The organism is Pseudomonas sp. B3G-3, assembly GCF_028640915.1.
Taxonomy (GTDB): Bacteria; Pseudomonadota; Gammaproteobacteria; order Pseudomonadales; family Pseudomonadaceae; genus Aquipseudomonas; species Aquipseudomonas chlororaphis_I.
Genome location: NZ_JAQZAB010000130.1, coordinates 31,424 through 55,659, shown reverse-complemented (window position 1 = coordinate 55,659; position 24,236 = coordinate 31,424). Strand labels below are relative to the sequence as shown.

The window sequence follows — 24,236 nt, the reverse complement described above, 5'->3', positions numbered from 1 at the left end:
TGCAGGCGAGTCACCCGAGGTTCTAACGGCCTCCTTGCAGGAAACTCACCGCCGCCGCGCCGCATGCTTCTGTAGGGGCGAGGCTTGCCCGCGATGGCGTACCGTCAGGCGGCGCTGACCTCGCTTTCGCCCGCCAGCTTGCGGTTGAGCTGGAAGCGCCAGCGCACGTAGAGCAGGGCCGAGCAGAACACCGCCAGGCTGGCGAGCATCTCCAGGATGCCGAACAGTTGCCGGTTCGGATCGTAGGCGGCCAGCGCGCCCTTGATGAAATACAGGTTCACCACAAAGCACATCCACGAATGCCCGCGCGCGCTGCCCACCAGCATGCCCGGCGCCATCAGCAGCAGCGGTACCAGTTCGATCAGCAGGATCACCCAGGGCCGGGCGCCGTGCAGGTCGGCGACGAACAGGTAGTAGCCGCAGAGCAGGCCGACCAGGCCGAAAAAGCAGATCAGGCTCAGCACCCGGGTGATGCGTACGCGCGGCTCCAGCCATTCGATGGCCGGCAGGATCTTCGGCTTTTTAGCCACGGCTGCTCTCCAGTTGCAGGGCCGTCTTGGCCAGGCGCAGGCCCAGGGCGCGGCAGAGGGCGACCTCGTGCTCGTTCAGCGGGCTCTTGCCGTCGGCGCCGGCATGGTGGCTGGCCCCGTAAGGCGTGCCGCCGCCACGGGTTTCCAGCAGGGCCGATTCGCTGTAGGGCAGGCCGGTGATCAGCATGCCGTGGTGCAGCAGCGGCAGCATCATCGACAGCAGGGTGGTTTCCTGGCCGCCGTGCAGGCTGGCGGTGGAGGTGAACACCCCGGCCGGCTTGCCCACCAGGGCGCCGGTCAGCCACAGGTTGCTGGTGCCGTCGAGGAAATACTTCAGCGGCGCGGCCATGTTGCCGAAGCGCGTCGGGCTGCCCAAAGCCAGGCCGGAGCAGTGCTTCAGGTCATCGAGGCTGGCGTACAGCGCGCCGTCTTCCGGGATGCTCGGGGCCACGGCCTCGCAGTCGGCGGATATCGCCGGCACGGTGCGCAGGCGCGCCTCCATGCCACCTTGTTCGATACCCCGGGCGATCTGCCGGGCCATCTCGGTGGTCGAGCCGTTGCGGCTGTAGTAGAGAACCAGGATGTACGGCGTACTCAAGGCAGGATCTCCAGTAAGTTCTCTGGCGGCCGGCCGATGATGGCCTTGTCGCCGACTTCGAGAATCGGCCGTTCCATGAGTTTCGGGTGCGCGGCGATGGCGGCGATCAGCTGCGCTTCGCTCAGGCTGGCGTCGGCCAGGTTGAGGCTCTTGTACTCGTCTTCGCCGGTGCGCAGCAGCTGGCGGGCGCCGATCCCGAGCTTGCCCAGCAGGCTTTGCAACTGGGCGGCATCGAGCGGGGTTTCCAGGTAGCGGACCACGGTCGGGGTCAGGCCACGGGCTTCCAGCAGTTCCAGCGCACCGCGGGATTTCGAGCAGCGCGGGTTGTGATAAAGCGTCAGATCGGTCATGGGCGGGTCGCATCTTGCGTAAGGTGGCGGCTATTCTACCTGTGCGACGGGCAGTCCTGAACCTTGCGAGGCGATGGGTCGCACGAGAAAGCGGGTTTGACTGTTTTTTTTCAATACAAGGATCAAGGCATGGCAAGGCAACTGGCAGCGGCATTGGCGATCATCGGCACCTTGTTGCTGAGCGGCTGCGGTAACGATTACGGGGTCGATCAATATGGCCGGCAAGTCGCCGCCGAGCGCGTGGACAAGCAGTGGCTGGTGCTCAATTACTGGGCCGAATGGTGTGGGCCGTGCCGCACCGAGATCCCCGAACTCAATGCCTTGGCCGAAGGGCTCAAGGGCCAGCCGGTGAGTGTGCTGGGGGTCAATTTCGATAACGTCCAGGGCGAAGAACTGAAAAGCGCCAGTGAAAAACTGGGCATCAAGTTCACCGTGCTGGCGCAGAACCCGGCGGAGATTTTCGATTTGCCACGCAGCGAAGGGTTGCCGGTGACCTACATCATCGATGACCAGGGCAAGGTGCGTGAGCAACTGATGGGCGAGCAGACCGCGGCGGGCGTGATGGCGAAGCTGGAAGCCCTGCGTGGGCATTGATCCGTAGCCGCTGCCGCAGGCTGCGAACGGCTAGCAAGGCTGTTGCGATCTCGGGATCGCTGAAGGCCTGCGGACCTTATCGCAGCCTGCGGCAGCGGCTACAGGGGGCGGTCAGCCTTCCTCGAGCCACCAGCGCAACGGCTTGCCTTCGGCCGGCCAGAAGCGCACTTGTTCGATCGGGGAAATGTCCCAGCGCTGGACGGTTTCCAACGCCTGCAGGAAGCGTCGTTCCTGCTCCATCAGGGCGGGCGCGCACATCTTGCGGGTGCTGCCGACCTTGCCGAAGCTGAGCTTGTCGCCGTCCAGGGTATAGGGCGCGAACCAATGGTTGCAGCCACCGTTGCCGTAGGCGCGACCGTCTTCACCGAGGGTGATGGTCAGGTGGCTGTAGTCGATCAGCGGACGCTCGCCGATCCACTCCAGGATATAGCTGCGATCCTGCTGCAGTTTCACCGGCTCCGCCGCGCAACCCAGCAGGCCGGCGCCGAACGCGGCGGTCAACGCCAGGCGTTTCATTGGGCGGCTCGCTGGCATTTCGGGCAGAGGTGTTTTTCCCCTTCACTGATCCAGCCCAGCTCGGCGATCCGTGCGCTGGCCGCGGGTTTTTGCGCCTTGCTGCCCAGCTTGGCATCCACTGCGAACTCGAAGCTCAGCTCGGCCGCGCAGCTGTCGCAGTTGACCTGCCACTGATGGATCGCCAGCTCGCCGAATACCGGGCCGCGGGCCACGGCGACCCATTGGCCGACCGGGTTGATCAGGTGCCGCACGGTTTCCACCGTCAGGCGCATCGACAGGTCCTTGCTGCCCTTGAGGGTGACGATCAGCACGTCGTCGTTGCGGATGGAACCACCGTTGCCGGTGACCTGATAACGGCCGGGCACCAGGGCGCGGCATTCGATCAGGGTGTGTTGCGGGTTCATCAGGCTGTAACGGAAATCGTGTTCGACCATGGGTCCTCCAAATCTGGCGCGTATGCTAGCACGCACCCTGATATCTCAGGTTGCAGGCAGATGACCTTCGCTTACCGCCGGTCCGTCGACTCAGCCTTCCACCTGGTTGCAGGGCGCGCCGGCGGCCCAGGCAGCGATGTTGTGCAAGGTGGTGTCGGCGATCGCCGCCAGGGCCTCGCGGGTGAGGAACGCCTGGTGGGCGGTGACTATCACGTTGGGGAAGGTCAGCAGCCGCGCCAGCACGTCGTCCTGCAGCGGCAGGTCGGAGCGGTCCTCGAAGAACAGCTGCGCCTCCTCTTCGTAGACATCCAGCCCCAGGTAGCCCAGTTGGCCGTTCTTCAGGGCTTCGATCAGCGCCGGGGTATCCACCAGGCCGCCGCGGCCGGTGTTGATCAGCATCGCCCCCGGTTGCATCCGGGCCAGGCTCTGGCGGTTGATCAGGTGTTTGCTGTCGGCGGTGAGCGGGCAGTGCAGGCTGATGATCTGCGCCTGGGCCAGCAGCTCCGGCAGGCTCAGGTAACGCGCGCCCAGGGCCTCGACTTCTGGGTTGGGGAAGGGGTCGTGGGCCAGCAACTGGCAGCCGAAGCCGGCCATGATCCGGGCGAAGGTGGCGCCGATCTGCCCGGTGCCGACGATACCGACGGTTTTTCCCACCAGGTCGAAACCGGTCAGGCCGTGCAGGCTGAAGTCGCCTTCGCGGGTGCGGTTATAGGCGCGGTGCAGGCGGCGGTTCAGTGCGAGGATCAGGGCTACGGCATGCTCGGCCACGGCATGGGGCGAGTAGGCCGGGACCCGCACCACGCTCAGGCCCAGGCGCTTGGCCGCGGCCAGGTTGACATGGTTGTAGCCGGCCGAGCGCAGCGCGATCAGGCGCGTGCCGCCGGCGGCCAGCTGTTCCAGCACCGGGGCGCTCAGGTCGTCATTGATAAAGACGCAGACCACTTCGTGGTGCTCTGCCAGGGCCGCGGTGTCCAGGCTCAGGCGCGCGGCCTGGAACTGTAGCTCGAGGCCCGGCGGCCGCTCGGCGCCGAGGAAGCTGTCGCGGTCATAGTTCTGGCTGCTGAAGAGAATCGTGCGCATGGCGTCGTCCTTGTGGGTGGTTGCCCCCAGCATGAACCTTCGGGGCAACCGGGTCGTTGCCCTGAGTCAGGCGTTGATGCGGGCCTCCGTGGCCAGGCGGTTGATCGCCCGTTCGAGTTCGTCGAGGGCGGCGAAGGCCTTGATGTCTTCCTGCTTGAGCAGGGTTTCGCTGCGCTGGCAGGCGGCGCGCAATTGCGGCACTCCGCAGTAGCGGGTCGCCCCGTGCAGGCGGTGGACCCGTTCGATCAGGGCATTGTGGTCGTTGGCGGCACGGGCGGCGCGAATCGCTTCGCGATCAGCCTCCAGCGAGGCCAGGAGCATCGCCAGCATGTCGGCGGCCAGATCCGCCTTGCCGGCGGCCAGGCGCAAACCTTCGTCGTGATCCAGCACTTGCAGCTCAAGGCCGTTGCCGGACGGTTCGCCCGTGCGTTCCGGGCCCTGGTTGCGCAGGGCCAGACCGGTCCACTTCAGCACCACCTGAGCCAGCTGCCGTTCGCTGATGGGCTTGGTCAGGTAGTCGTCCATGCCGCTTTGCAGCAGCGCGCGTTTTTCGTTGGCCATGGCGTGGGCGGTGAGGGCGATCACCGGCAGCGGCGTGCAGTTGCGCTCGCTTTCCCACTGGCGAATCGCCTCGGTGCTCTGGCGACCGTCCATGCCGGGCATCTGCACGTCCATCATCACCAGGTCGAAGGATTCGTTCTGCACTGCCTTGACTGCCGCGTAACCGCTGTCGACCGCGAGCACCTTGGCGCCCATGTCCTCGAGCAGGGTCTGCACCAGCAGCAGGTTGGCCGGGTTGTCATCGACACACAGCACCCGCGGCGGGCGACTGGCGATCGGTTCGCTCGGCTCGCTGCGCACCGCCTTGGGGTTGACCAGGTCGGCCAGGGCGCGCCGCAGTTTGCGGGTGCAGGCCGGTTTGGCCTGCAACTGGCTGTGAGGGTTGGGCACCGACAGGTGGAACAGCGTCTGTTCGGTGGTCGGGCACAGCACCAGCACTTTGCAGCCCAGGTGTTCGAGGTCCCAGATGTGCTGGTTGAGGCGTTCCGGCGGCATGTCATTGGTGGTGATGCCGAGAACCGCCAGGTCGATCGCCTGTTCGGTCTGGTGCACCCCGGTCACCCCGTTGGTCAGGGCTTCCAGGGTATTGAACGGCGTGACTTCCAGGCCGCAATCCTCGAGTTGATGCTGCAGGGCCTGGCGCGCCAGCTCATGGTTCTCCAGCACCGCGACCCGCCTGCCGAGCAGCGGCGGGGCGGGCAGGTCTTCAGCGTCGTCGCGGGTTTTCGGCAGGCGCAGGCTGATCCAGAACTCCGAACCTTCGCCGGGCGTACTGTCGACGCCGATCTCGCCGCCCATCTGTTCGATCAGGCGCTTGGAGATCACCAGCCCCAAACCGGTGCCGCCGGGTTGCCGCGACAGTGAGTTGTCGGCCTGGCTGAAGGCCTGAAACAGGGCGCGCACGTCCTGGTTCGACAGGCCAATGCCAGTGTCCTGAATGCTGATGCGCAGTTGCACGCTGTCTTCGTGTTCTTCTTCGAGCATGGCGCGGGCGACGATGGTGCCTTCGCGGGTGAACTTGATGGCGTTGCTCACCAGGTTGGTGAGGATCTGCTTGAGGCGCAGTGGGTCGCCCACCAGCGACAGCGGCGTATCGCGATACACCAGGCTGACCAGTTCCAGCTGCTTGGCGTGGGCGGCCGGGGCGAGGATGGTCAGGGTGTCCTGCAACAGGTCGCGCAGGTTGAACGGAATGCTGTCGAGCACCAGCTTGCCGGCTTCGATTTTCGAGAAGTCGAGAATTTCGTTGATGATCCCCAGCAGGCTGTCGGCGGACTTTTCGATGGTGCCCAGGTAATCCAGCTGGCGCGGGGTCAGCTCGCTTTTCTGCAACAGGTGGGTGAAGCCGAGGATGCCGTTGAGCGGGGTACGGATTTCGTGACTCATGTTGGCCAGGAATTCCGACTTGATCCGGCTGGCCTCCAGGGCCTCCTTGCGCGCCAGGTCCAGTTCGATGTTCTGGATCTCGATGGTCTCCAGGTTTTGCCGGACATCCTCGGTGGCCTGGTCGATGCTGTGCTGCAGTTCTTCCTGGGCATTCTGCAGGGTGCCGGCCATGCGGTTGATGCCCGAGGCCAGTTCGTCCAGCTCCTGGCTGCCGAGCAAGGGCAGGCGGGTTTCCAGGTTGCCGTCCTTGAGTTGGGTGACGGCCTGTTTGATCTGGCTCAGCGGGTTGTTGATGGTGCGCCCCATGCGCAGCGCCAGCAGGCCGGTGCAGATCAGCCCGGCGGTAATCAGCATCAGGCTGGCGAACAGGCTGCGGTAGCCGCGCAGCAGCATGCTGTTGTGGGACAGTTCCAGCTCGACCCAACCGAGCAGGCGGTCGGACTCGTCGGGAATCAGGTCGCCGGCCAGGTTGCGGTGGCGGCCGAACACCGGCAGCAGATAGCGGGTGGCGTCGCTGCCGGTGCGTTGCAGCATCTGGCTGCCGTTACCGGTGGGCGCCTGGTTGAGCATGCTCGGGCCGGCATGGGCCAGGGGCGTGCGGTCGGGTGCAAGGAAGGTCACCGCGCGTACGTCCTGCTGTTCCAGGGACTGGGTGGCGATGCGTTCCAGCAGGGCGGTGTTCTGGTGGGCCAGGGCCGGTGCCACCAGGGGCGCCAGTTGCTCGGCGATCATTTCGCCGCGTTGCAGAAGCTGGGTTTGCAGGTCCGACTGCTGCATCCAGGTGAAATAACCGCCCAGCACCAACGCCATCAGGCTGGTTGGCAGCAAGGTCAGCAACAGCACGCGGCCTTTGATCCCCAGTTTCTTAAGCACGCAACTCTCCTGCTAACACGCCATGTTGAATGAACCCTGCGCACATCCGGTGCGCACCACCTGCGCAGTGTAGCCATTTGCTTTGCCGCAATCTTCGCAAAATTAACCGTCGAACCGCTCGGCCTTCCCCCGGTGTAGCGAACGCTTTGTCGACCGGTGTCGGTTGCCCGGCCGCGGACAATCTTGAATAATCGCCCAACTGAGAATTACTTGCAGAAGCTAATGAATCCCGTATCTGTCGGCCATCCCCGGATCCTGAGCATCGAAGACGACCTGGTGCTCGGCGCCTATGTGCACGAGCAATTGGGCCGTTGTGGGTTTGATGTCACCTGGTGCCAGAACGGCCAGGAAGGGCTGGCGATGGCCCGCCAGCAGCCTTTCGATGTGGTGCTGATGGACATCCTGCTGCCGGGGATGGATGGGCTGACGGTGCTCACGCATTTTCGCCAGAGCCATTCCACGCCGGTGCTGCTGATGTCGGCGCTGGGGGCCGAGGCCGATCGCATCAGCGGTTTTCGCCTGGGCGCCGACGACTACCTGCCCAAGCCCTTCAGCATGGCCGAGCTGCGGGTACGGATCGAAGCCATCCTGCGGCGCGTGGCCCTGGATCGCCGGCCGGCCCCGGCGCCGCTCAGGCAGGAAGCCCGGGGGCTGCGTTTCGACGACGAGCTGTGCGACGTGTATTACGGGCAACAGTGGGCCGGGCTGACCCGCAGCGAGTACCGCCTGCTGGAGACACTCAACCGCAACGACGATGAGGTCCTGAGCAAACCCTTCCTTTATCAGCATGTGCTGCAGCGCGGCTACGCGCCCCATGATCGCAGCCTGGACATGCACATCAGCCAGATCCGCCGCAAACTCAAGGCGGTCGGTTATGTCGCGCGGGAAGTGCGCACGGTCTGGGGCAAGGGCTATGTGCTGAGTGCCGTCGATGAAATGGCCTGAGCTGCCCGGCAGGCATTCGCTGTTCTGGAAGCTGGCCTGTCTGTTGGTCGCCTTCTGCCTGCTGATGATCTGGCTGAGCTGGTCCTGGGGCCGCTACATGGAACAGAAGAACCTGTTCCTCTCCGATGAGGCCCGCGGCACGCTGACCGGTTACGCCGCCGAGGCCGAACAGGCCTGGAGCCAGGGGCAGAGCGCCGGGATCGATGCCTGGTTGCAGGGCATGGCCGGGCGTGAGCGGCATTGGATCGGGGTCATCGGCCGCGACCTGCAGTCGCTGAGCAGTTATCCGCTGAGCGAAGCCGAGAGCCAGCACCTGACATTCCTGCGCGGCCTGGATTGGCCGGTCAGCCGTCATACCCGTGGTTTGCCCTGGCTGAAGATTCCGTTTCCCAACGACCCGTCCGCCGGCAGCCTGGTGATCGAGCTGCCCCAGCGCTTCATGCCCGGGCGCTACCGGGTATTCTGGCGGGTACTGACCAACGGGGTGATTCCCGGCCTGTTCACCCTGTTGCTGTGTGTCGGGCTGTATCGACTGTTGGTGGTGCCGCTGAACCAGTTGCGCGAACAGGCCAACGCCTGGCGCGCCGATCAACTGAATGCGCGGCTGTCGAGCCAGACCACCAGTCGCCAGGACGAGCTGGGCGAACTGGGCCGGGCGTTCGACCAGATGTCCGAGCGCCTGCAGGGCACCGTGGCCTTGCAACAGCAATTGCTGCGCGACCTTTCCCATGAATTGCGCACGCCCCTGAGTCGTCTGCGGGTGGCCTGCGACGGCGAGCAGAGCCTGCCGGCATTGCGCGAGCGGTTGGCGCGGGAAGTCGATGGCATGCAGCGGCTGGTGGACGACACCTTGCAACTGGCCTGGCTCGACACCGAGCGGGCACCGTTGGCCGAGGAAGACATCCAGATCCAGGCCCTGTGGGAAATGCTCACGGAAAACGCCTGCTTCGAAAGCGCCTGGTCCAGCGCGCAACTGCACTGCGCGCTGGATGCCTCGTGCTGGGTACGGGGCAACCTCAATACCCTGGCCCAGGCCCTGGAGAACATCCTACGCAATGCCATTCGTCATTCGCCCGCGGGCGGTCGTGTGCTGCTGGACGGCCAGCGCCAGGGCGAGCATTGGCTGCTGTGGCTGGAGGATGAAGGGCCTGGCGTGGCCGACGCCGATCTGCAGCGAATCTTCGATCCCTTTACCCGCCTCGACGGCTCGCGTCCGGGCAATGGCGGTTTTGGCCTGGGGTTGAGCATCGCGCGCAACGCCGTGCAGCGTCAGGGCGGTCAACTGTGGGCGGAAAATGCCGGGCGTGGCTTGCGCCTGAACATGCGTCTGCGGGCTGCCGTTAGGGTGCAAGCGCCTTCGAGCGAGGCTGATTCGCTGCCTTATATCGTTAAGCCATAAGACCCTCACTTTGCGTGATATGGCCTGCGAACGTTTGCCGGTATGATAGTCGCCCCCGCAGTCCGGATTGCGAATACGCCATGACCTTGCAGTACCCCACCATCGCCGATTGCGTCGGCAACACCCCGCTGGTCCGTTTGCAGCGCCTGCCTGGCGTCACCAGCAACACCCTGCTGCTCAAGCTCGAGGGCAATAACCCGGCGGGTTCGGTCAAGGACCGCCCGGCGCTGTCGATGATCACTCGCGCCGAGCTGCGTGGGCAGATTCACCCCGGCGATACGCTGATCGAGGCAACCTCGGGCAACACCGGGATTGCCCTGGCCATGGCTGCGGCGATCAAGGGCTACAAGATGATCCTGATCATGCCCGACAACTCCAGTGCCGAGCGCAAGGCGGCGATGACCGCCTATGGCGCCGAGCTGATCCTGGTCAGCCAGGAAGAGGGTATGGAAGGCGCGCGCGACCTGGCCGAGAAGATGCAGGCCGAAGGTCGCGGCAAGGTGCTCGACCAGTTCGCCAACCTGGATAACCCGGAAGCGCACTACACCGGCACCGGCCCGGAAATCTGGCGCCAGACCGAGGGCACCATCACCCATTTCGTCAGCTCCATGGGCACCACCGGCACCATCATGGGCACCTCGCGTTATCTGAAGGAACAGAACCCGAACGTGCAGATCATCGGCCTGCAACCGATGGAAGGCTCGGCCATCCCCGGCATTCGCCGCTGGCCGCAGGAATACCTGCCGAAGATCTACCAGGCCACTCGCGTCGATCGCATCGTCGACATGACGCAGAGCGAAGCCGAAGACGTGACCCGGCGCCTGGCCCGCGAAGAAGGCATCTTCTGCGGTGTGTCCTCGGGCGGTGCGGTGGCGGCGATGTTGCGCTTGTCCCGCGAAGTCGAAAACGCGGTGATTGTCGCGATCATCTGTGACCGTGGCGACCGTTACCTGTCGACCGGCATCTTCGATGCGCCCAACTGATGGCTAAGCCAGTCAGAGGCCTGCGCTTCCAGCCTTCGGGCGGGAGCCGGGCGGCGCAGATCCCCGTTGGAAAAAAACAGCGCCTGACCATCGAGCGCCTGGCCAACGACGGTCGTGGCATCGCCTTTCTGGAAGGGCGTACCTGGTTCGTTGTCGGTGCACTGGCGGGCGAAGAGGTCGAGGCGCGAGTACTGGGCGCCCACGGCAAAGTGGTGGAAGCCCGTACCGAGCGGGTATTCAGCGCCAGCGATCTGCGCCGGCCAGCGCCTTGCGCCCATGCCGGCCGTTGTGGCGGCTGCAGCGTGCAGCACCTGCCCCATGACGAACAGCTTGCCCTGAAACAGCGCATGCTCGCCGAGCAGCTGTCGCGGGTTGCCGGTGTCGAGCCAGAGGAGTGGGCGCCACCTTTGAGCGGTCCGGAGTTCGGCTACCGACGTCGGGCGCGGGTCGCGGTGCGCTGGGACGCCAAGGCGAAAAAACTCGAAGTGGGCTTTCGTGCCGCCGGCAGCCAGGACATAGTCGCCATCGACGAATGCCCGGTGCTGGTACAGCCCTTGCAACCGATCATGAGCCGCTTGCCGGCCATGCTGCAGCGCCTGAGCAAACCGCAGGCGCTGGGGCATGTGGAGTTGTTCAGCGGTTCGGCGATTGCTGTGCTGCTGCGCCATATGGCGCCGTTGTCCGCGGCCGATCTGGAGATTCTCCAGGCGTTCTGCGCGTTCCATGAGGCCCAGCTGTGGCTGCATGGCGAAGGCGAGCCGCAACCGGTGGACCCGGACCAGGCCCTGGGCTATCGCCTGGAACCGTGGAATCTGCAACTGGCTTATCGGCCGGGGGATTTTGTCCAGGTCAATGCCGGGGTCAACGAGGCGATGGTGGCCCAGGCCCTGGAGTGGCTGGCGCCACAGGCTGACGAGCGCGTGCTGGACCTGTTTTGCGGCCTGGGCAACTTTGCCCTGCCACTGGCGCAGAAGGTTCGTGAAGTGGTGGCGGTCGAAGGGGTGGCGACCATGGTCGCGCGTGCCGCGGAGAATGCCGCTAGCAACAATTTGCATAACACCCGGTTTTTTCAGGCCGATTTATCGCAGCCCCTGAGCGACGCCGAGTGGGCCCGCGAAGGCTTTTCTGCGGTACTCTTGGACCCACCTCGGGACGGGGCTTTCGAGGTGGTACGCAAGCTGGCGAGCCTGGGCGCCAAGCGCCTGGTTTATGTGTCATGCAACCCTGCCACTCTGGCGCGTGACACAGTCGAACTGGTCAGGCAGGGCTACCGGTTAAAACGTGCCGGGATCCTCGATATGTTTCCTCAGACGGCACATGTCGAGGCCATGGCGTTATTTGAAGCGAGCTAGGATGGCTCGTCTAATCCGTTGGCCCGTCAGGCAGCACTCGCCGGCCCAGCGAGGAAATACTGGCAGTGAAGGTCAGCGATTTGACGCATTGAATGTGCGTCGTAGGGAAGGTAAAGCAAGATGGTACAGGTGAGAGCGCACCAGCCGATCAACACCGACGGCAGTATCAATCTCGAGGCGTGGCTCGATCATGCGGTCAGCGTCGACATGGCACTGGACCGTGAAGCCTTGAAAGAAGCCTGCGAGTTCGCTCGTGAGGCAGAGCAACAACACATCGCCGCGAAGAATCTCAGTGGCGAAGACATGTCGAGTTTCAGCACCGGCCTCGAGATCGCGGAGATCCTCGCCGACCTCAAGCTGGATCAGGATTCGCTGGTGGCCGCGGTACTCTACCGTGGCGTCCGTGAAGGCCAGATCCCGCTGCCGGCCGTCAGCCAGCGCTTCGGCCCGGTGGTGGCCAAGCTGATCGACGGCGTGCTGCGCATGGCGGCGATCAGCGCCAGCCTCAGCCCCCGCCAATCCCTCGTGCTCGGCACCCAGGCCCAGGTGGAAAACCTGCGCAAGATGCTGGTGGCGATGGTCGATGACGTGCGTGTGGCACTGATCAAGCTGGCCGAGCGGACCTGCGCGATTCGCGCGGTGAAAAACGCCGACGACGAGAAGCGCAACCGGGTCGCCCGGGAAGTCTTCGACATCTACGCACCGCTGGCTCATCGCCTCGGTATCGGCCATATCAAGTGGGAGCTGGAGGACCTGTCCTTCCGTTACCTGGAGCCTGAGCAGTACAAGCAGATCGCCAAGTTGCTGCACGAGCGGCGCCTCGATCGTGAGCGCTTCATCTCCGATGTGATGAACCAGCTGCAGAACGAACTGCAGGCCACCGGCGTCGACGCCGACATCAGCGGCCGGGCCAAACACATCTATTCGATCTGGCGCAAAATGCAGCGCAAGGGCCTGGAGTTCAGCCAGATCTACGACGTGCGCGCGGTGCGCGTGCTGGTCCCGGAAATGCGCGACTGCTACACCGCGCTGGGGATCGTCCACACCCTGTGGCGGCACATTCCGAAAGAGTTCGACGACTACATCGCCAACCCCAAGGAGAACGGTTACCGCTCGCTGCACACGGCGGTCATCGGCCCTGAGGGCAAGGTCTTGGAAGTGCAGATCCGTACCCACGCGATGCACGAAGAGGCTGAGCTGGGGGTCTGCGCCCACTGGCGCTACAAGGGCACCGACGTCAAGTCCGGCTCCAACCACTACGAAGAGAAAATCTCCTGGCTGCGCCAGGTGCTCGAGTGGCACGAGGAACTGGGGGATATCGGCGGCCTGGCCGAGCAACTGCGGGTGGATATCGAGCCGGACCGGGTGTACATCTTCACCCCCGACGGCCATGCGATCGACTTGCCGAAAGGCGCGACGCCGCTGGACTTCGCCTACCGCGTGCACACCGAGATCGGCCACAACTGCCGGGGCGCGAAGATCAACGGGCGCATCGTGCCGCTCAACTACAGCCTGCAGACCGGCGAGCAGGTCGAGATCATCACCAGCAAGCACGGCACGCCGAGCCGCGACTGGCTGAACCCGAACCTGGGGTATGTCACCACCTCAAGGGCACGGGCGAAGATCGTCCACTGGTTCAAGCTGCAGGCGCGCGATCAGAACGTGGCGGCGGGCAAGACTTTGCTCGAGCGCGAACTCAATCGCCTCGACCTGCCGCAGGTGGATTTCGACAAGCTGGCCGACAAGGCCAACATGAAAACCGCCGAGGACATGTTCGCCGCCCTGGGCGCGGGCGACCTGCGTCTGGCGCAACTGGTCAACCTGGCGCAGCAGTTGGTGGAGCCGGAACGCGGCAACGAACAGTTGGAGCTGATCCCGCGCAAGGCCACCGGCTACAAGCCGGGCAAGCGCGGCGACATCCAGATCCAGGGCGTCGGCAACTTGCTGACCCAGATGGCCGGTTGCTGCCAGCCGCTGCCGGGGGATGCGATCGTCGGTTACATCACCCAGGGCCGCGGGGTGAGCATTCACCGTCAGGACTGCGCCTCGGTGCTGCAACTGGCCGGCCGCGAGCCGGAGCGGATCATCCAGGTCAGCTGGGGTCCGGTGCCGGTGCAGACCTACCCGGTGGACATCATCATTCGCGCCTACGACCGTTCCGGCCTGTTGCGTGACGTGTCCCAGGTACTGCTCAACGAGCGGATCAACGTGCTGGCGGTCAACACCCGCTCGAACAAGGAGGACAACACTGCGCTGATGTCCCTGACCATCGAGATTCCGGGGCTGGACGCGTTGGGGCGGTTGCTGGGGCGTATTTCCCAGTTGCCGAACATCATCGAGACCCGCCGTAACCGTACCCCTTGAAATCCGGAGCGTAGGAGCGAGCGGACGGCGATCCGGTTTGCCCGCGATAGCGGTATGTCAGACAAATCGCCATCGCGGGCAAGCCTCGCTCCTACAGAAAACATGGTTTGGCAATGAGAGTGACCGATGTACAGCCTTGAAGACCTGTTGCACCTGATGGCGCGGCTGCGGGATCCGCAGTACGGCTGCCCTTGGGATATCAAGCAGAGCTACGCCACCATCGTCCCCCACACCCTGGAAGAAGCCTATGAAGTGGCCGATGCCATCGAACGGGGCGACTTCGAGCACTTGCAGGGCGAGCTGGGCGATCTGCTGTTCCAGGTGGTGTATTACAGCCAGCTGGCGCGGGAGGAGGGGCGTTTCGAGTTCGACGGCGTGGTCGACAGCATCACCCGCAAGCTGATCCGTCGCCATCCCCATGTATTCCCTACCGGGGACCTGTACGCGCCGCTGGATACGCCACGGCTGGATGAAGAACAAGTCAAGCAGCGCTGGGAAGAGATCAAGGCCGAGGAGCGCGCTGAGAAATCGGCAGAGCCTTTGCAGTTGTCCTTGCTCGACGATGTGCCCGCGGCGCTGCCGGCCCTGTCCCGTTCGGCCAAGTTGCAAAAGCGCGCGGCCCAGGTCGGTTTTGACTGGCCGGACGCCTTGCCGGTGGTGGACAAGATCCGCGAAGAGCTCGATGAAGTGCTCGAAGCCATGTCCGAGAATGACCCGCAGGCGATCGCCGACGAGGTGGGCGACCTGCTGTTCGCCGTGGTCAACCTGGCCCGGCATCTGAAGGTCGATCCGGAAACCACCTTGCGTGGCGCCAATGCCAAGTTCGAGCGGCGCTTTCGATTTATCGAGCAGGCATTGCGCGATACCCGCCGACCCATGGAAGATTGCACCCTCGAAGAGTTGGACGCCTTGTGGGGCGAAGCCAAACGTCAGGAAAAGAATTTGCCCAGCTGTGGCTGAGGCTGTTGCCTAAGTGAGTGAGCACCAATGAGCCTTTCCCTTCGCGACCAGTTGCTCAAAGCAGGGCTGGTCAACCAAAAGCAGGCCAAGCAGGTCAGCAAAGAGAAACAGAAGCAGCAACGCCTGGTCCATAAGGGCCAGGTCGAGGCGGACGATACCCAGGCGCGCCTGGCCCAGGAGGCGCAAGCCGAGAAGGTCAAGCGTGACCAGGAACTCAACCGCCAGCAGCAAGAGAAGGCCGAGCAGAAGGCCCGTGCCGCGCAGATCAAGCAACTGATCGAAGTGTCGCGCCTGCCAAAGCTGACCACCGAGGACTACTACAACTTCGTCGACGACAAGAAGGTCAAGCGCCTGTCGGTGAACACCCTGATGCGCAACAAGCTGAGCAGCGGCTCGCTGGCCATCGTGCACCATGCCGGCGGTTATGAAGTCATCCCGCGTGAAGCCGCGCTGAAGATCCAGGAGCGCGATCCACGGCGCATCGTTCAGCTCAACACGCCGACCGAGGCGCCGGACGAGGACGATCCGTACGCGGCCTACCAGATCCCTGACGATCTGATGTGGTAAACCCGCAGAAACAACAAACCCCGCCATGAGCGGGGTTTGTTGTTTCTGAAGCGGCTACCGATGCGTGGCGGCAGCCGCGGCAGTCAGTGTGAGGTCAGGAGCTTTGCGGTGCGCGGTTCTGCTCCAGCTTCTCCAGTTCGGCCTTGTAATTATGGGCATCGCTCTCGGAATGAAACATTCCCACCAGCAAGTCTTGTTGATGCACGTCCCAGATCCGTACACCTGCGGCTACGCCTTCATGGGACATGTGTGAATCGTCGCGTTCAGTTACTTTTACAGTCATCTGCTAGCTCCAATCTCTATTGATCTGCAGCAAGGCGTGTGCAGGACTCCGTTATATATTTTGTTAGCTGGCTAAGTAAATTGCTTTCAAATGCAACAATCTTTTGCAGATTTCGAAACAGTCCCGCAGGCCGCGGAAACTGTGGCATTCGGTCGCAGGGGCCGGAGTTTCATGACAAAAGTTTCATGTTGGGCGGCTGTTGTGCCGGGCATTTTTGCTCGGCGAGCGAGCCTGTCGGGTCGCCAGGAGGGCTGTGCTTGAGCGGCCAAATAGAAACACCAGGCGAAAAAAAGCCCCGCATCGGCGGGGCTTTTTCATTGTCGTGCGGCTTAGCTGCCTTTGACGGTCTTGCCGTTGACGGTGCCGTTCAGGAGCATGATGTTGTACTCCTTGCCGTCGGTTTCGACCTGTTGCAGGCGAACCAGCAGGTAATCCCAGTCCTTGGCGAACCACATGACGGTGATGCGTTTGCTTTGTGTCGGGTCGCGCACGCGCTCGACCTTGATCGCGTCGATCTGGCCGGCCTTGGTGTCGACTTTTTCCGAGCCCAGGACACGGAAGTCGTAGGTGTCGACTTCGCCATCATCGACAACCTGATAGCTCATGCTTTTCTTGCCGGCGGCCACATCGTGCTGCAAGGCGAGCTGGTAGGTGGATTTGTCGACCATGCCGCGATTGAGCGGGATCTTGACCGCATCGCCGCGATCGGTGCCGGTGACCATCTTGGCGTTCCAGTCAAAGTCCAGGTCGGCCTTCTTGGCTTTGCCCAGGCCGCCGCGCTCGAAGTGATAGGACTGCGGCAGCAGGGTGTCCTTGTCGAGCGTCAGGGTGCTTTCTTCAGTCAGGCTGGCGATCATCATCGAAGCCTTGAAGCTCAGCTTCCAGGTGCCGTCGCCTTTCTTTTCCAGGCTGCGTTCGGCGGTACCGCTCATCGGCAGCTGTTTCCAGTCGGCGGTATAGCTGGCGGAGAAGGGTTGAAGGTCTGCAGCCTGCGCGAAAGGCAGGGCGAGCAGAGCACAAGCGAAGAGCAGGGCGCGACGCATAAAATCTCCTAATTACGAATCAAGTGGCCACTGGCGGCCAGTAACTGACCATCCAGTAAAGCACCCTGTTCGCCGAGTGTGAGTCGACCTTCGGCAAACCAGCGTACGGCCATCGGGTAAATCCGGTGTTCCTGGACGTGGACCCGCTGCGCCAGGCTTTGCGGCGAGTCGTGCAACTCTACCGGGATCACTGCCTGTACGACCAGTGGTCCGCCATCGAGTTCCTCTGTCACAAAGTGCACGCTGCAGCCGTGCTCGGTGTCTCCGGCCTCCAGCGCTCGCTGATGAGTGTGTAACCCTTTGTATTTGGGTAGCAGCGAAGGATGGATATTGAGCAGGCGACCCTGGTAGTGCCGAACGAAATCCGCGCTGAGAATGCGCATGAACCCGGCAAGCACCACGAGCTTGGGCTGGAAGGCGTCGATCAGTTCGATCAGTGCGGCATCGAAGGCCTCGCGGCCTTCGAATGCTTTGTGATCGAGGGCGCGGGTATCGATACCCGCGTCCTGGGCGCGTTGCAGGCCGTAGGCATCGGCGCGGTTGGAAATCACCGCGCGGATGCGTACCGGGCTGTCGTCGGCCCGGGTACTGTCGATCAGGGCCTGCAAGTTGCTGCCGGTACCGGACAACAGCACCACTACATCACAGGTGGCTGGCATCGGCTCTTGCATCAATGTGCCTTGAGGTTTTTCAGCTCGACCTGGGCAGCGCCTTCGGCGGCGCTAGCGATCTGACCAATGACCCAAGGCTGTTCGCCGGCTTCGCGCAGGACGTTCAGGGCGCTTTCAACGTGCTCCTGAGCCACGCAGATCACCATGCCCACGCCGCAGTTCAGCACGCGGTGCATTTCGTGTTCTTCGACATTGCCCTTCTCTTGCAGCCAGTCGAATACCGCCGGACGCTGCCAGCTGGCCACGTCGACCACGGCCTGGGCGCCTTTTGGCAGAACGCGCGGGATGTTGTCCAGCAGGCCGCCGCCAGTGATGTGGGCCATGGCTTTGACCGCGCCAGTGTCCTTGATCAGCTTGAGCAGTGGCTTGACGTAGATGCGGGTCGGGGCCATCAGCAGTTCGGTCAACGGCTTGCCGTCGAGCTGGACGGTTTCGATGTCGGCGCCGGAGACTTCGATGATCTTGCGGATCAGCGAGTAGCCGTTGGAGTGCGGACCGGAAGACGGCAGGGCCAGCAGGGCGTCGCCGGTGGCAACCTTGGAGCCGTCGATGATTTCGGCTTTTTCCACCACGCCGACGCAGAAGCCGGCCAGGTCGTAGTCTTCGCCTTCGTACATGCCTGGCATTTCAGCGGTTTCACCGCCAACCAGGGAGCAGCCAGCCAGTTCGCAGCCGGCACCGATGCCGGTAACCACGGTGGCGGCGACGTCGACGTTCAGTTTGCCGGTGGCGTAGTAGTCGAGGAAAAACAGCGGCTCGGCACCGCAGACCACCAGGTCGTTGACGCACATGGCGACCAGGTCCTGGCCGATGCTGTCATGCTTGTTCAGGTTCAGTGCCAGGCGCAGCTTGGTGCCCACGCCGTCGGTGCCGGAGACCAGTACCGGCTGCTTGTAGCCGGCCGGGATTTCGCAGAGGGCGCCGAAACCGCCCAGGCCGCCCATGACTTCCGGGCGCGCAGTGCGCTTGGCGACGCTCTTGATGCGTTCGACCAATGCTTCACCGGCGTCGATGTCTACACCGGCGTCTTTGTAGCTCAGGGAGGGTTGCTTGCTCATGATCCAGGCCTTTAGGGGGGATTCAGGGGGTATCGACCGAGTCCAGGGAGGCCATTGAAACAGTCGCGGCGGCAATGCCACGCAATCATTTCAGCGACCCCGGCTGTTGCCGGTCTGCGAAGGCGCGCGATTTTATCAGGCTTGAGGTGTAGCGGCCATCCTCGGGCCGACGGGCAGGGCATATCCGCTTAAAAAAACTGCAATTGCGTGTGTCGATCGCGTCGCTCAGGACTGTATAAGGTATAGCCTTGTACTCGCTGTCGTTATGACAGCACGAAAACTTCCATCGATCGGGTGAATGTTTGCCTGGGCTTTGTGGTCACAGCCTGGGTCAATCCTGTTCATGCGGTCCGTTCCAGCCGCCTTTTGTCGTCGGGAATCCTCCATGCGTTTGTGCAAATTTCTTTTTATGGGCTGTTTGTCATTGTTCAGCCTGGCGAGTCATGCCGAAACCCTCAATAACCTGTATCAGGTCCGTGAACCGGTCGGCAGCCAGTCCCCTGGCGAGCGCGATCAGGCCACCCAGCGGGCCCTGGAAACCCTGGTGCTGCGCCTGACCGGCGATAGCAAGGCCTTGCAGAGCCCGGGGCTGGCGGCGATCCGCAAGGACCCGCAGCAGATCATCAGCCAGTACGGCTACGACGCCGGTCCTCCCGAGAGCCTGCAGGTCGACTTCGATCCGGCCAGCACCGATCGGGCGTTGCGCCAGGCTGGCCTGTCGCTGTGGGGCAGTAATCGCCCATCGATTCTCGGCTGGTGGCTGACCGACTCCAGTGAAGGTTCCAGCCTGGTCGGCGATGGCCAGGCCAGTGCCACGCCGTTGCGCCGTGCAGCCCTGCATCGCGGCTTGCCGCTGCGTTTGCCGCTGGCTGACCTGAACGAACAGATCGTCGCCACGGCGCCGAATCTCGAAGGTTCCGATTCGGCGCCATTGCGTGCTGCGTCGGAGCGTTACGGCGCGGACGCCCTGCTGGCGGTGCACGCCAGTGAAGAGGGCGGTCAGTGGCAGGCCAAATGGCGCCTGTGGATGGGGGACCAGAAGGAGCAGGGCAGCGTCCAGGGCGCCGATGTGCCGGCCTTGGCCGATGCCGTGCTATTGGCGGTCAGCCAGCGCCTGGCGCCGCGGTTCGTGGTCAAGCCGGGCGCATCCAGCGAGCAGTTGCTGGAAGTGCAGGGCATGAATCTGGAACGTTATGCGGCGTTGGGGCGTTTGCTCGAACCCTTCGGTGGGCGTTTGCAGAGCGTCGATGGCGATCGCTCGGTGTACCGGGTCAGCGGCAGTGCCGAGCAATTGCGCGCGCAGCTGAGCCTGGCTCGGTTGCAGGAGGTCCCAGCGGGCGCTGCGCCTGTCCAGCCGGTTGTCGAAGGCGCGACACCAGCGCCCGCGCCTGCACCGGCCGCGCAACTGCATTTTCGCTGGTAGGTTTTCTTTCTTTATATAAAAGCAATGGAGTGGTTCATGGCTGATACGCGTCGATGGGTCTGGTTGGGTGGGTTGGTCCTGCTCGGTGGTTTTGTGTACCTGTTGCATCCGATCCTGACGCCGTTCCTGGTGGCCTTGCTGTTGGCCTATCTGTTCGATCCGCTGGTGGACCGCCTGGAAAAGCTCGGCTTGTCGCGCACCTGGGGCGTGGTGGCGGTATTTGCCCTGTTCACCCTGATCGTCATGGCGTTGTTGTTGGTGCTGGTGCCTATGCTCGCCAAGCAGCTGCTGCGCCTGTACGAGCTGGCGCCGCAGATGCTCGATTGGTTGCAGCACACGGCGATGCCCTGGGCGCAGTCCAAGCTGGGCTTGTCCGACGGTTTCTGGAAGTTCGACAAGGTCAAGGCGGCGATCAGCGAACACATGGGGCAGACCACCGATATCGTCGGCGTGGTCCTGAGCCAGGCAACGGCCTCCAGCCTGGCGCTGATCGGCTGGCTGGCCAACCTGGTGCTGATTCCGGTGGTCAGCTTTTACCTGCTGCGCGACTGGGACCTGATGATGGCGAAGATCCGCAGCCTGTTGCCTCGTGATCGCGAGGAGCGGGTGGTGGCGCTGGCCGGGGAATGCCATGAGGTGCTGGGGGCGTTCGTCCGTGGTCAGCTGCTGGTGATGGTCGCTCTGGGAATGATCTATGCCGCCGGCCTGATGCTGGTCGGGCTTGAGCTGGGCCTGTTGATCGGCCTGATTGCCGGCCTGGCGGCCATCGTGCCGTACATGGGCTTTGTCATCGGCATCGGCGCAGCGCTGATTGCCGGATTGTTCCAGTTCGGCGGCGACCTGTACCCGATGATCGGCATCGTGGCGGTGTTTATGGTTGGCCAGGCCCTGGAGGGCATGGTGCTGACCCCCTTGCTGGTGGGGGATCGGATCGGCCTGCACCCGGTGGCGGTGATCTTCGCGATTCTCGCGGGGGGCGAGTTGTTCGGTTTCACCGGCATCCTGCTGGCCTTGCCGGTGGCGGCAGTGATCATGGTGCTGGTGCGCCATGTGCACGACTTGTACAAGGATTCGGACATCTATAGCGGTGTAGAGGAGTCCGAGCAGTAACGCCTACTGTTGATGCTTTAGGGGCGCCCGTGTTTCAGGCGGGCGCCTTTGAGAGCCTTTACAGCTGTCACATCCACCGTCAAAGAACCCCCCGTGATTTCATCAGGCTAACGCAAACCTTTGATTTTGCTTGTGGTCTGTTGCATTGTGCGCCCGGCGTCACGGGTATAAACTTTGCAAACTTTACACAGAGGCCACTAACGGTTCGTTTGGAACTGTTCAGTCAGCATGAAACCGATTCAGCTGCCCCTAGGTGTGCGTCTGCGTGATGACGCCACCTTCATCAACTACTACCCAGGCGCCAATGCCGCTGCACTCGGCTATGTCGAGCGGCTTTGCGAAGCCGACGCCGGCTGGACCGAAAGCCTGATCTACCTCTGGGGCAAGGATGGGGTAGGGCGTACGCACTTGCTGCAGGCGGCCTGCCTGCGGTTCGAGCAACTGGGGGAGCCAGCGGTCTATCTGCCCCTGGCGGAATTGCTGGATCGCGGCATCGAAATCCTCGACAACCTGGAACAGTACGAGCTGGTCTGCCTGGACGACTTGCAAGCGGTGGCAGGCAAGGCCGACTGGGAAGAGGCGCTGTTTCATCTGTTCAACCGCCTGCGTGACAGCGGCCGGCGTCTGTTGATCGCGGCCTCGACCTCTCCCCGGGAGTTGCCAGTGAAGCTGGCGGACCTCAAATCCCGCCTGACCCTGGCGCTGATCTTCCAGATGCGCCCGCTCTCTGACGAAGACAAATTGCGTGCATTGCAATTGCGCGCCTCGCGTCGCGGGCTGCACCTGACCGACGAAGTCGGGCACTTTATCCTGACCCGCGGCACCCGCAGCATGAGCGCCTTGTTCGAACTGCTGGAGCGCCTCGATCAGGCGTCCTTGCAGGCTCAGCGCAAGCTCACCATTCCCTTCCTCAAGGAAACCCTGGGCTGGTAAATCCGCGGGCGGTAGTGGCTTTTTGGTATATTTCAGGCGCCAGAAAACCCGCATCCGGAAGCGTTTCCAGAGGCGCGTGCGTTTAAATTGGGCTTAAGGCCTTAGATGTTGAGTAGAAACCGATAAGTCACATTTCAATCGATTGAATTTGCAAATTAGAGCGATAGAAGGCATAGTCGCGGCTTCTTTATAACTTTAAGCCACGGTCGTGCCCATGCTGAAGCGCTTCGCACCCCTCGTGCCTCTTGCACTCGTCACCCTGTTGTTTGGTTGCGCCACCCACTCTCCGGTGAGCCAACAAGAGCAGCAACAGGCTCAAAACTCTTCAAAAGCCCAGTCTTCCGCTATTTTCCAGGAAGAGCTGGCAACCGAAAAAGAACTCGCCGAGTTCGCTGACAGCAAGCCTTACCAGCTGCCAGTCTTGGCCGACAGTATCCTCGAGCGTGGCATGTCCCTGATCGGTACCCGTTACCGTTTCGGCGGTACCTCTGAAGCCGGTTTCGATTGCAGCGGTTTCATCGGCTACCTGTTCCGTGAAGAAGCCGGCATGAATCTGCCGCGCTCCACCCGTGAAATGATCAACGTTGACGCTCCGCTGGTTGCGCGTAACAAGCTGCAGCCGGGCGACCTGTTGTTCTTCGCCACCAATGGCCGCCGCGGTCGCGTAAGCCACGCTGGCATCTACCTGGGCGATGACCAGTTCATCCATTCCAGCAGCCGCCGCAGCGGTGGTGTGCGAGTGGACAGCCTGGGCGACAGCTACTGGAGCAAGACCTTCATCGAAGCCAAACGCGCCCTCGCAATGGCCCCGACTGTGGTCACCGCACGCAAGTAAGCGGACTTTTTGTAAGGTGAAGTTAAAGTCTTACTTGAAGTTTGGCGCGTAGACGCTAGAATCCTGATCTATTGTTGAAAACTAACCGCGTAAGCCCTGCTTACGCGGTTTTGTTTTCGGCCTCACGGCAGAGAAAGCCGCATCCAGATCAGGATTGTTCTGCATATGTCGACGTCGGCCCGCCTCGCATTGATTGTTCTCGCCGCGCTGCTCAGCGCGTGTGCCGGCCGTACCCCACCACCCGCGCCTGTGGTACGTGCTCCCGTTTTCAATACTCCCCAGACCTTCTCGCCCGCTGCCGAAGACGTGCTGTTTCGTGCGTTGGGCCTGGTGGGCACGCCTTATCGCTGGGGCGGCAACACACCGGATTCCGGTTTCGATTGCAGTGGCCTGATCGGCTACGTCTATCGCGACGCGGCCGGTATCTCGTTGCCGCGCTCGACTCGCGAAATGATCGGCATGCGTGCGCCGAATGTCGGCAAGAACGCCTTGCAGACCGGCGACCTGATATTTTTTGCCACCAATGGCGGTTCTCAGGTCAGCCACGCGGGCATCTATGTCGGTGAAGGCCGCTTCGTCCATGCACCGGCCACCGGCGGTACGGTGAAGCTGGACAGCCTGTCCAAGGCCTATTGGCAAAAAGCCTACCTGAGCGCCAAGCGCGTGTTGCAGCCAGAGCATCTGGCGCACAACCCTTAGGTCCTATCTCAATGTTGAGGTTGCCATGACCGCTCGTACCCTCAACCTCGACGACGCCCTCTATCACTACCTGCTCGACGTTTCCCTGCGCGAAACGCCGCTGCTGCGCCGTCTGCGTGACGAAACCCAGGCACTGCCCATGGCGCGCTGGCAGGTGGCGCCCGAACAGGGGCAGTTCCTCGCCTTGCTGGTCAAGCTTATCGGTGCCCGGCGTGTGCTGGAGGTGGGGACCTTCACCGGCTACAGCGCCTTGTCCATGGCCGCGGCCTTGCCGGACGATGGCCAGTTGATCTGCTGTGACATCCCGGGTGATTACAACGCCACTGCGCGCCGCTACTGGCGGGAAGCAGGTGTCGCCGGGCGAGTCGAGTTGCGTCTGGCGCCGGCCCTGGAGACCTTGGCCAAGATCGAGCAGGAGGAGGGCGAGGGTGGTTTCGACCTGGTCTTCATCGACGCCGACAAGGCCAATTACCCGGCTTATCTGGAAAGTGCCCTGCGCCTGCTGCGCGTGGGCGGGCTGGCGGTGTTCGATAACACGCTGTGGAGCGGTCGGGTGCTGGAGGAGAATCCCCAGAGCGAAGACACCCGAGCCATCCAGGCACTCAATCGTGCCTTGAAGGATGACCCGCGTGTCGACCTGTCGCTGCTGCCCCTGGGGGATGGCTTGACCCTGTGCCGCAAGCGCTGAA

25 protein-coding genes are annotated in these 24,236 nt (G+C 63.1%); 14 read left to right on the top strand and 11 right to left on the bottom strand.

Annotated features, from left to right (window positions below):
* Nucleotides 1-104 precede the first annotated feature (104 nt).
* The 3 genes from PVZ80_RS29265 to arsC are packed head-to-tail and all read right to left on the bottom strand — an operon-like array spanning nt 105 to nt 1,478.
* Complete coding sequence (locus PVZ80_RS29265) at nt 105-530, bottom strand: DUF2069 domain-containing protein (protein WP_273864902.1); 426 nt, start codon at nt 528-530, stop codon at nt 105-107.
* Complete coding sequence (wrbA, locus tag PVZ80_RS29260; RefSeq protein ID WP_009050285.1) at nt 523-1,128, bottom strand: NAD(P)H:quinone oxidoreductase; 606 nt, start codon at nt 1,126-1,128, stop codon at nt 523-525. Before wrbA ends, PVZ80_RS29265 begins: the two co-directional genes overlap by 8 nt.
* Nucleotides 1,125-1,478 (bottom strand): arsenate reductase (glutaredoxin), encoded by a 354-nt coding sequence (arsC, locus tag PVZ80_RS29255; protein ID WP_273864901.1) that lies wholly within the window; start codon nt 1,476-1,478, stop codon nt 1,125-1,127. Before arsC ends, wrbA begins: the two co-directional genes overlap by 4 nt.
* Nucleotides 1,479-1,607: 129 nt before the next feature.
* On the opposite strand from arsC, the gene PVZ80_RS29250 reads away from it, so the two are divergent.
* Nucleotides 1,608-2,072, top strand: a complete 465-nt coding sequence (locus PVZ80_RS29250; RefSeq protein ID WP_009050283.1) for a TlpA disulfide reductase family protein — start codon at nt 1,608-1,610, stop codon at nt 2,070-2,072.
* A 111-nt stretch (nt 2,073-2,183) separates the two neighbouring features.
* On the opposite strand, the gene PVZ80_RS29245 is transcribed toward PVZ80_RS29250, so the two are convergent.
* The 4 genes from PVZ80_RS29245 to PVZ80_RS29230 all read right to left on the bottom strand — a co-directional run bounded on the left by PVZ80_RS29245 (nt 2,184) and on the right by PVZ80_RS29230 (nt 6,922).
* Complete coding sequence (locus tag PVZ80_RS29245) at nt 2,184-2,588, bottom strand: META domain-containing protein (RefSeq protein WP_023966598.1); 405 nt, start codon at nt 2,586-2,588, stop codon at nt 2,184-2,186.
* Nucleotides 2,585-3,022, bottom strand: coding sequence for a hypothetical protein (locus PVZ80_RS29240; RefSeq protein ID WP_009050281.1), 438 nt, complete (start codon nt 3,020-3,022; stop codon nt 2,585-2,587). The genes PVZ80_RS29245 and PVZ80_RS29240 overlap by 4 nt, the downstream gene beginning before the upstream one ends.
* Nucleotides 3,023-3,112: 90 nt before the next feature.
* A complete protein-coding gene (locus PVZ80_RS29235) occupies nt 3,113-4,102 on the bottom strand; it encodes a 2-hydroxyacid dehydrogenase (protein ID WP_273864900.1) in 990 nt (329 codons plus the stop codon).
* 66 nt (nt 4,103-4,168) lie between these two features.
* Nucleotides 4,169-6,922, bottom strand: a complete 2,754-nt coding sequence (locus tag PVZ80_RS29230) for a response regulator (RefSeq protein ID WP_009050279.1) — start codon at nt 6,920-6,922, stop codon at nt 4,169-4,171.
* A gap of 222 nt (nt 6,923-7,144) precedes the next feature.
* Between PVZ80_RS29230 and PVZ80_RS29225 the strand changes: the two genes are divergently transcribed.
* The 7 genes from PVZ80_RS29225 (at nt 7,145) to PVZ80_RS29195 (ending at nt 15,492) form a co-directional block, all read left to right on the top strand.
* Nucleotides 7,145-7,867 (top strand): response regulator transcription factor, encoded by a 723-nt coding sequence (locus PVZ80_RS29225; protein WP_273864899.1) that lies wholly within the window; start codon nt 7,145-7,147, stop codon nt 7,865-7,867.
* A complete protein-coding gene (locus tag PVZ80_RS29220) occupies nt 7,854-9,266 on the top strand; it encodes a sensor histidine kinase (protein ID WP_159299040.1) in 1,413 nt (470 codons plus the stop codon). Before PVZ80_RS29225 ends, PVZ80_RS29220 begins: the two co-directional genes overlap by 14 nt.
* An 80-nt stretch (nt 9,267-9,346) precedes the next feature.
* Nucleotides 9,347-10,249, top strand: coding sequence for a cysteine synthase CysM (cysM, locus tag PVZ80_RS29215; RefSeq protein ID WP_009050276.1), 903 nt, complete (start codon nt 9,347-9,349; stop codon nt 10,247-10,249).
* A complete protein-coding gene (rlmD, locus tag PVZ80_RS29210; protein WP_028683150.1) occupies nt 10,249-11,601 on the top strand; it encodes a 23S rRNA (uracil(1939)-C(5))-methyltransferase RlmD in 1,353 nt (450 codons plus the stop codon). The genes cysM and rlmD overlap by 1 nt, the downstream gene beginning before the upstream one ends.
* Nucleotides 11,602-11,721: 120 nt before the next feature.
* A complete protein-coding gene (relA, locus tag PVZ80_RS29205; protein ID WP_009050274.1) occupies nt 11,722-13,965 on the top strand; it encodes a GTP diphosphokinase in 2,244 nt (747 codons plus the stop codon).
* A 126-nt stretch (nt 13,966-14,091) separates the two neighbouring features.
* Complete coding sequence (gene mazG / locus PVZ80_RS29200; protein WP_009050273.1) at nt 14,092-14,925, top strand: nucleoside triphosphate pyrophosphohydrolase; 834 nt, start codon at nt 14,092-14,094, stop codon at nt 14,923-14,925.
* 27 nt (nt 14,926-14,952) lie between these two features.
* Nucleotides 14,953-15,492 carry a DUF2058 domain-containing protein gene (locus PVZ80_RS29195; RefSeq protein ID WP_007927770.1) on the top strand — a complete coding sequence of 180 codons (540 nt, stop codon included), beginning with the start codon at nt 14,953-14,955 and terminating at the stop codon, nt 15,490-15,492.
* Between the two features lie 94 nt (nt 15,493-15,586).
* Here PVZ80_RS29195 and PVZ80_RS29190 read toward each other — a convergent pair whose 3' ends face one another.
* From PVZ80_RS29190 to purM, 4 genes are all read right to left on the bottom strand, one after another.
* A complete protein-coding gene (locus PVZ80_RS29190) occupies nt 15,587-15,775 on the bottom strand; it encodes a hypothetical protein (RefSeq protein WP_016702508.1) in 189 nt (62 codons plus the stop codon).
* A 329-nt stretch (nt 15,776-16,104) separates the two neighbouring features.
* On the bottom strand, nt 16,105-16,818 hold the full coding sequence (locus PVZ80_RS29185) for a DUF3108 domain-containing protein (RefSeq protein ID WP_007927772.1): 714 nt from the start codon (nt 16,816-16,818) through the stop codon (nt 16,105-16,107).
* 8 nt (nt 16,819-16,826) lie between these two features.
* Nucleotides 16,827-17,477 (bottom strand): phosphoribosylglycinamide formyltransferase, encoded by a 651-nt coding sequence (purN, locus tag PVZ80_RS29180; RefSeq protein WP_009050271.1) that lies wholly within the window; start codon nt 17,475-17,477, stop codon nt 16,827-16,829.
* Nucleotides 17,478-17,488: 11 nt separating this feature from the next.
* Complete coding sequence (gene purM, locus PVZ80_RS29175; RefSeq protein ID WP_009050270.1) at nt 17,489-18,547, bottom strand: phosphoribosylformylglycinamidine cyclo-ligase; 1,059 nt, start codon at nt 18,545-18,547, stop codon at nt 17,489-17,491.
* 385 nt (nt 18,548-18,932) lie between these two features.
* Between purM and PVZ80_RS29170 the strand changes: the two genes are divergently transcribed.
* The 6 genes from PVZ80_RS29170 (at nt 18,933) to PVZ80_RS29145 (ending at nt 24,235) form a co-directional block, all read left to right on the top strand.
* Entirely contained in the window at nt 18,933-19,970 is a 1,038-nt protein-coding gene (locus PVZ80_RS29170; RefSeq protein WP_210532620.1) for a DUF2066 domain-containing protein, read from the top strand.
* Between the two features lie 36 nt (nt 19,971-20,006).
* Complete coding sequence (locus PVZ80_RS29165) at nt 20,007-21,080, top strand: AI-2E family transporter (protein WP_009050268.1); 1,074 nt, start codon at nt 20,007-20,009, stop codon at nt 21,078-21,080.
* A gap of 228 nt (nt 21,081-21,308) precedes the next feature.
* Complete coding sequence (hda, locus tag PVZ80_RS29160; RefSeq protein WP_007898944.1) at nt 21,309-22,013, top strand: DnaA regulatory inactivator Hda; 705 nt, start codon at nt 21,309-21,311, stop codon at nt 22,011-22,013.
* A 214-nt stretch (nt 22,014-22,227) separates the two neighbouring features.
* Complete coding sequence (locus PVZ80_RS29155; protein ID WP_009050267.1) at nt 22,228-22,848, top strand: C40 family peptidase; 621 nt, start codon at nt 22,228-22,230, stop codon at nt 22,846-22,848.
* Nucleotides 22,849-23,013: 165 nt separating this feature from the next.
* Nucleotides 23,014-23,547 (top strand): C40 family peptidase, encoded by a 534-nt coding sequence (locus PVZ80_RS29150; RefSeq protein ID WP_124301972.1) that lies wholly within the window; start codon nt 23,014-23,016, stop codon nt 23,545-23,547.
* A 25-nt stretch (nt 23,548-23,572) separates the two neighbouring features.
* The gene (locus PVZ80_RS29145; RefSeq protein WP_101283181.1) at nt 23,573-24,235 is read left to right on the top strand and encodes an O-methyltransferase; all 663 of its coding nucleotides are present in this window, start codon (nt 23,573-23,575) and stop codon (nt 24,233-24,235) included.
* Nucleotide 24,236 lies beyond the last annotated feature (1 nt).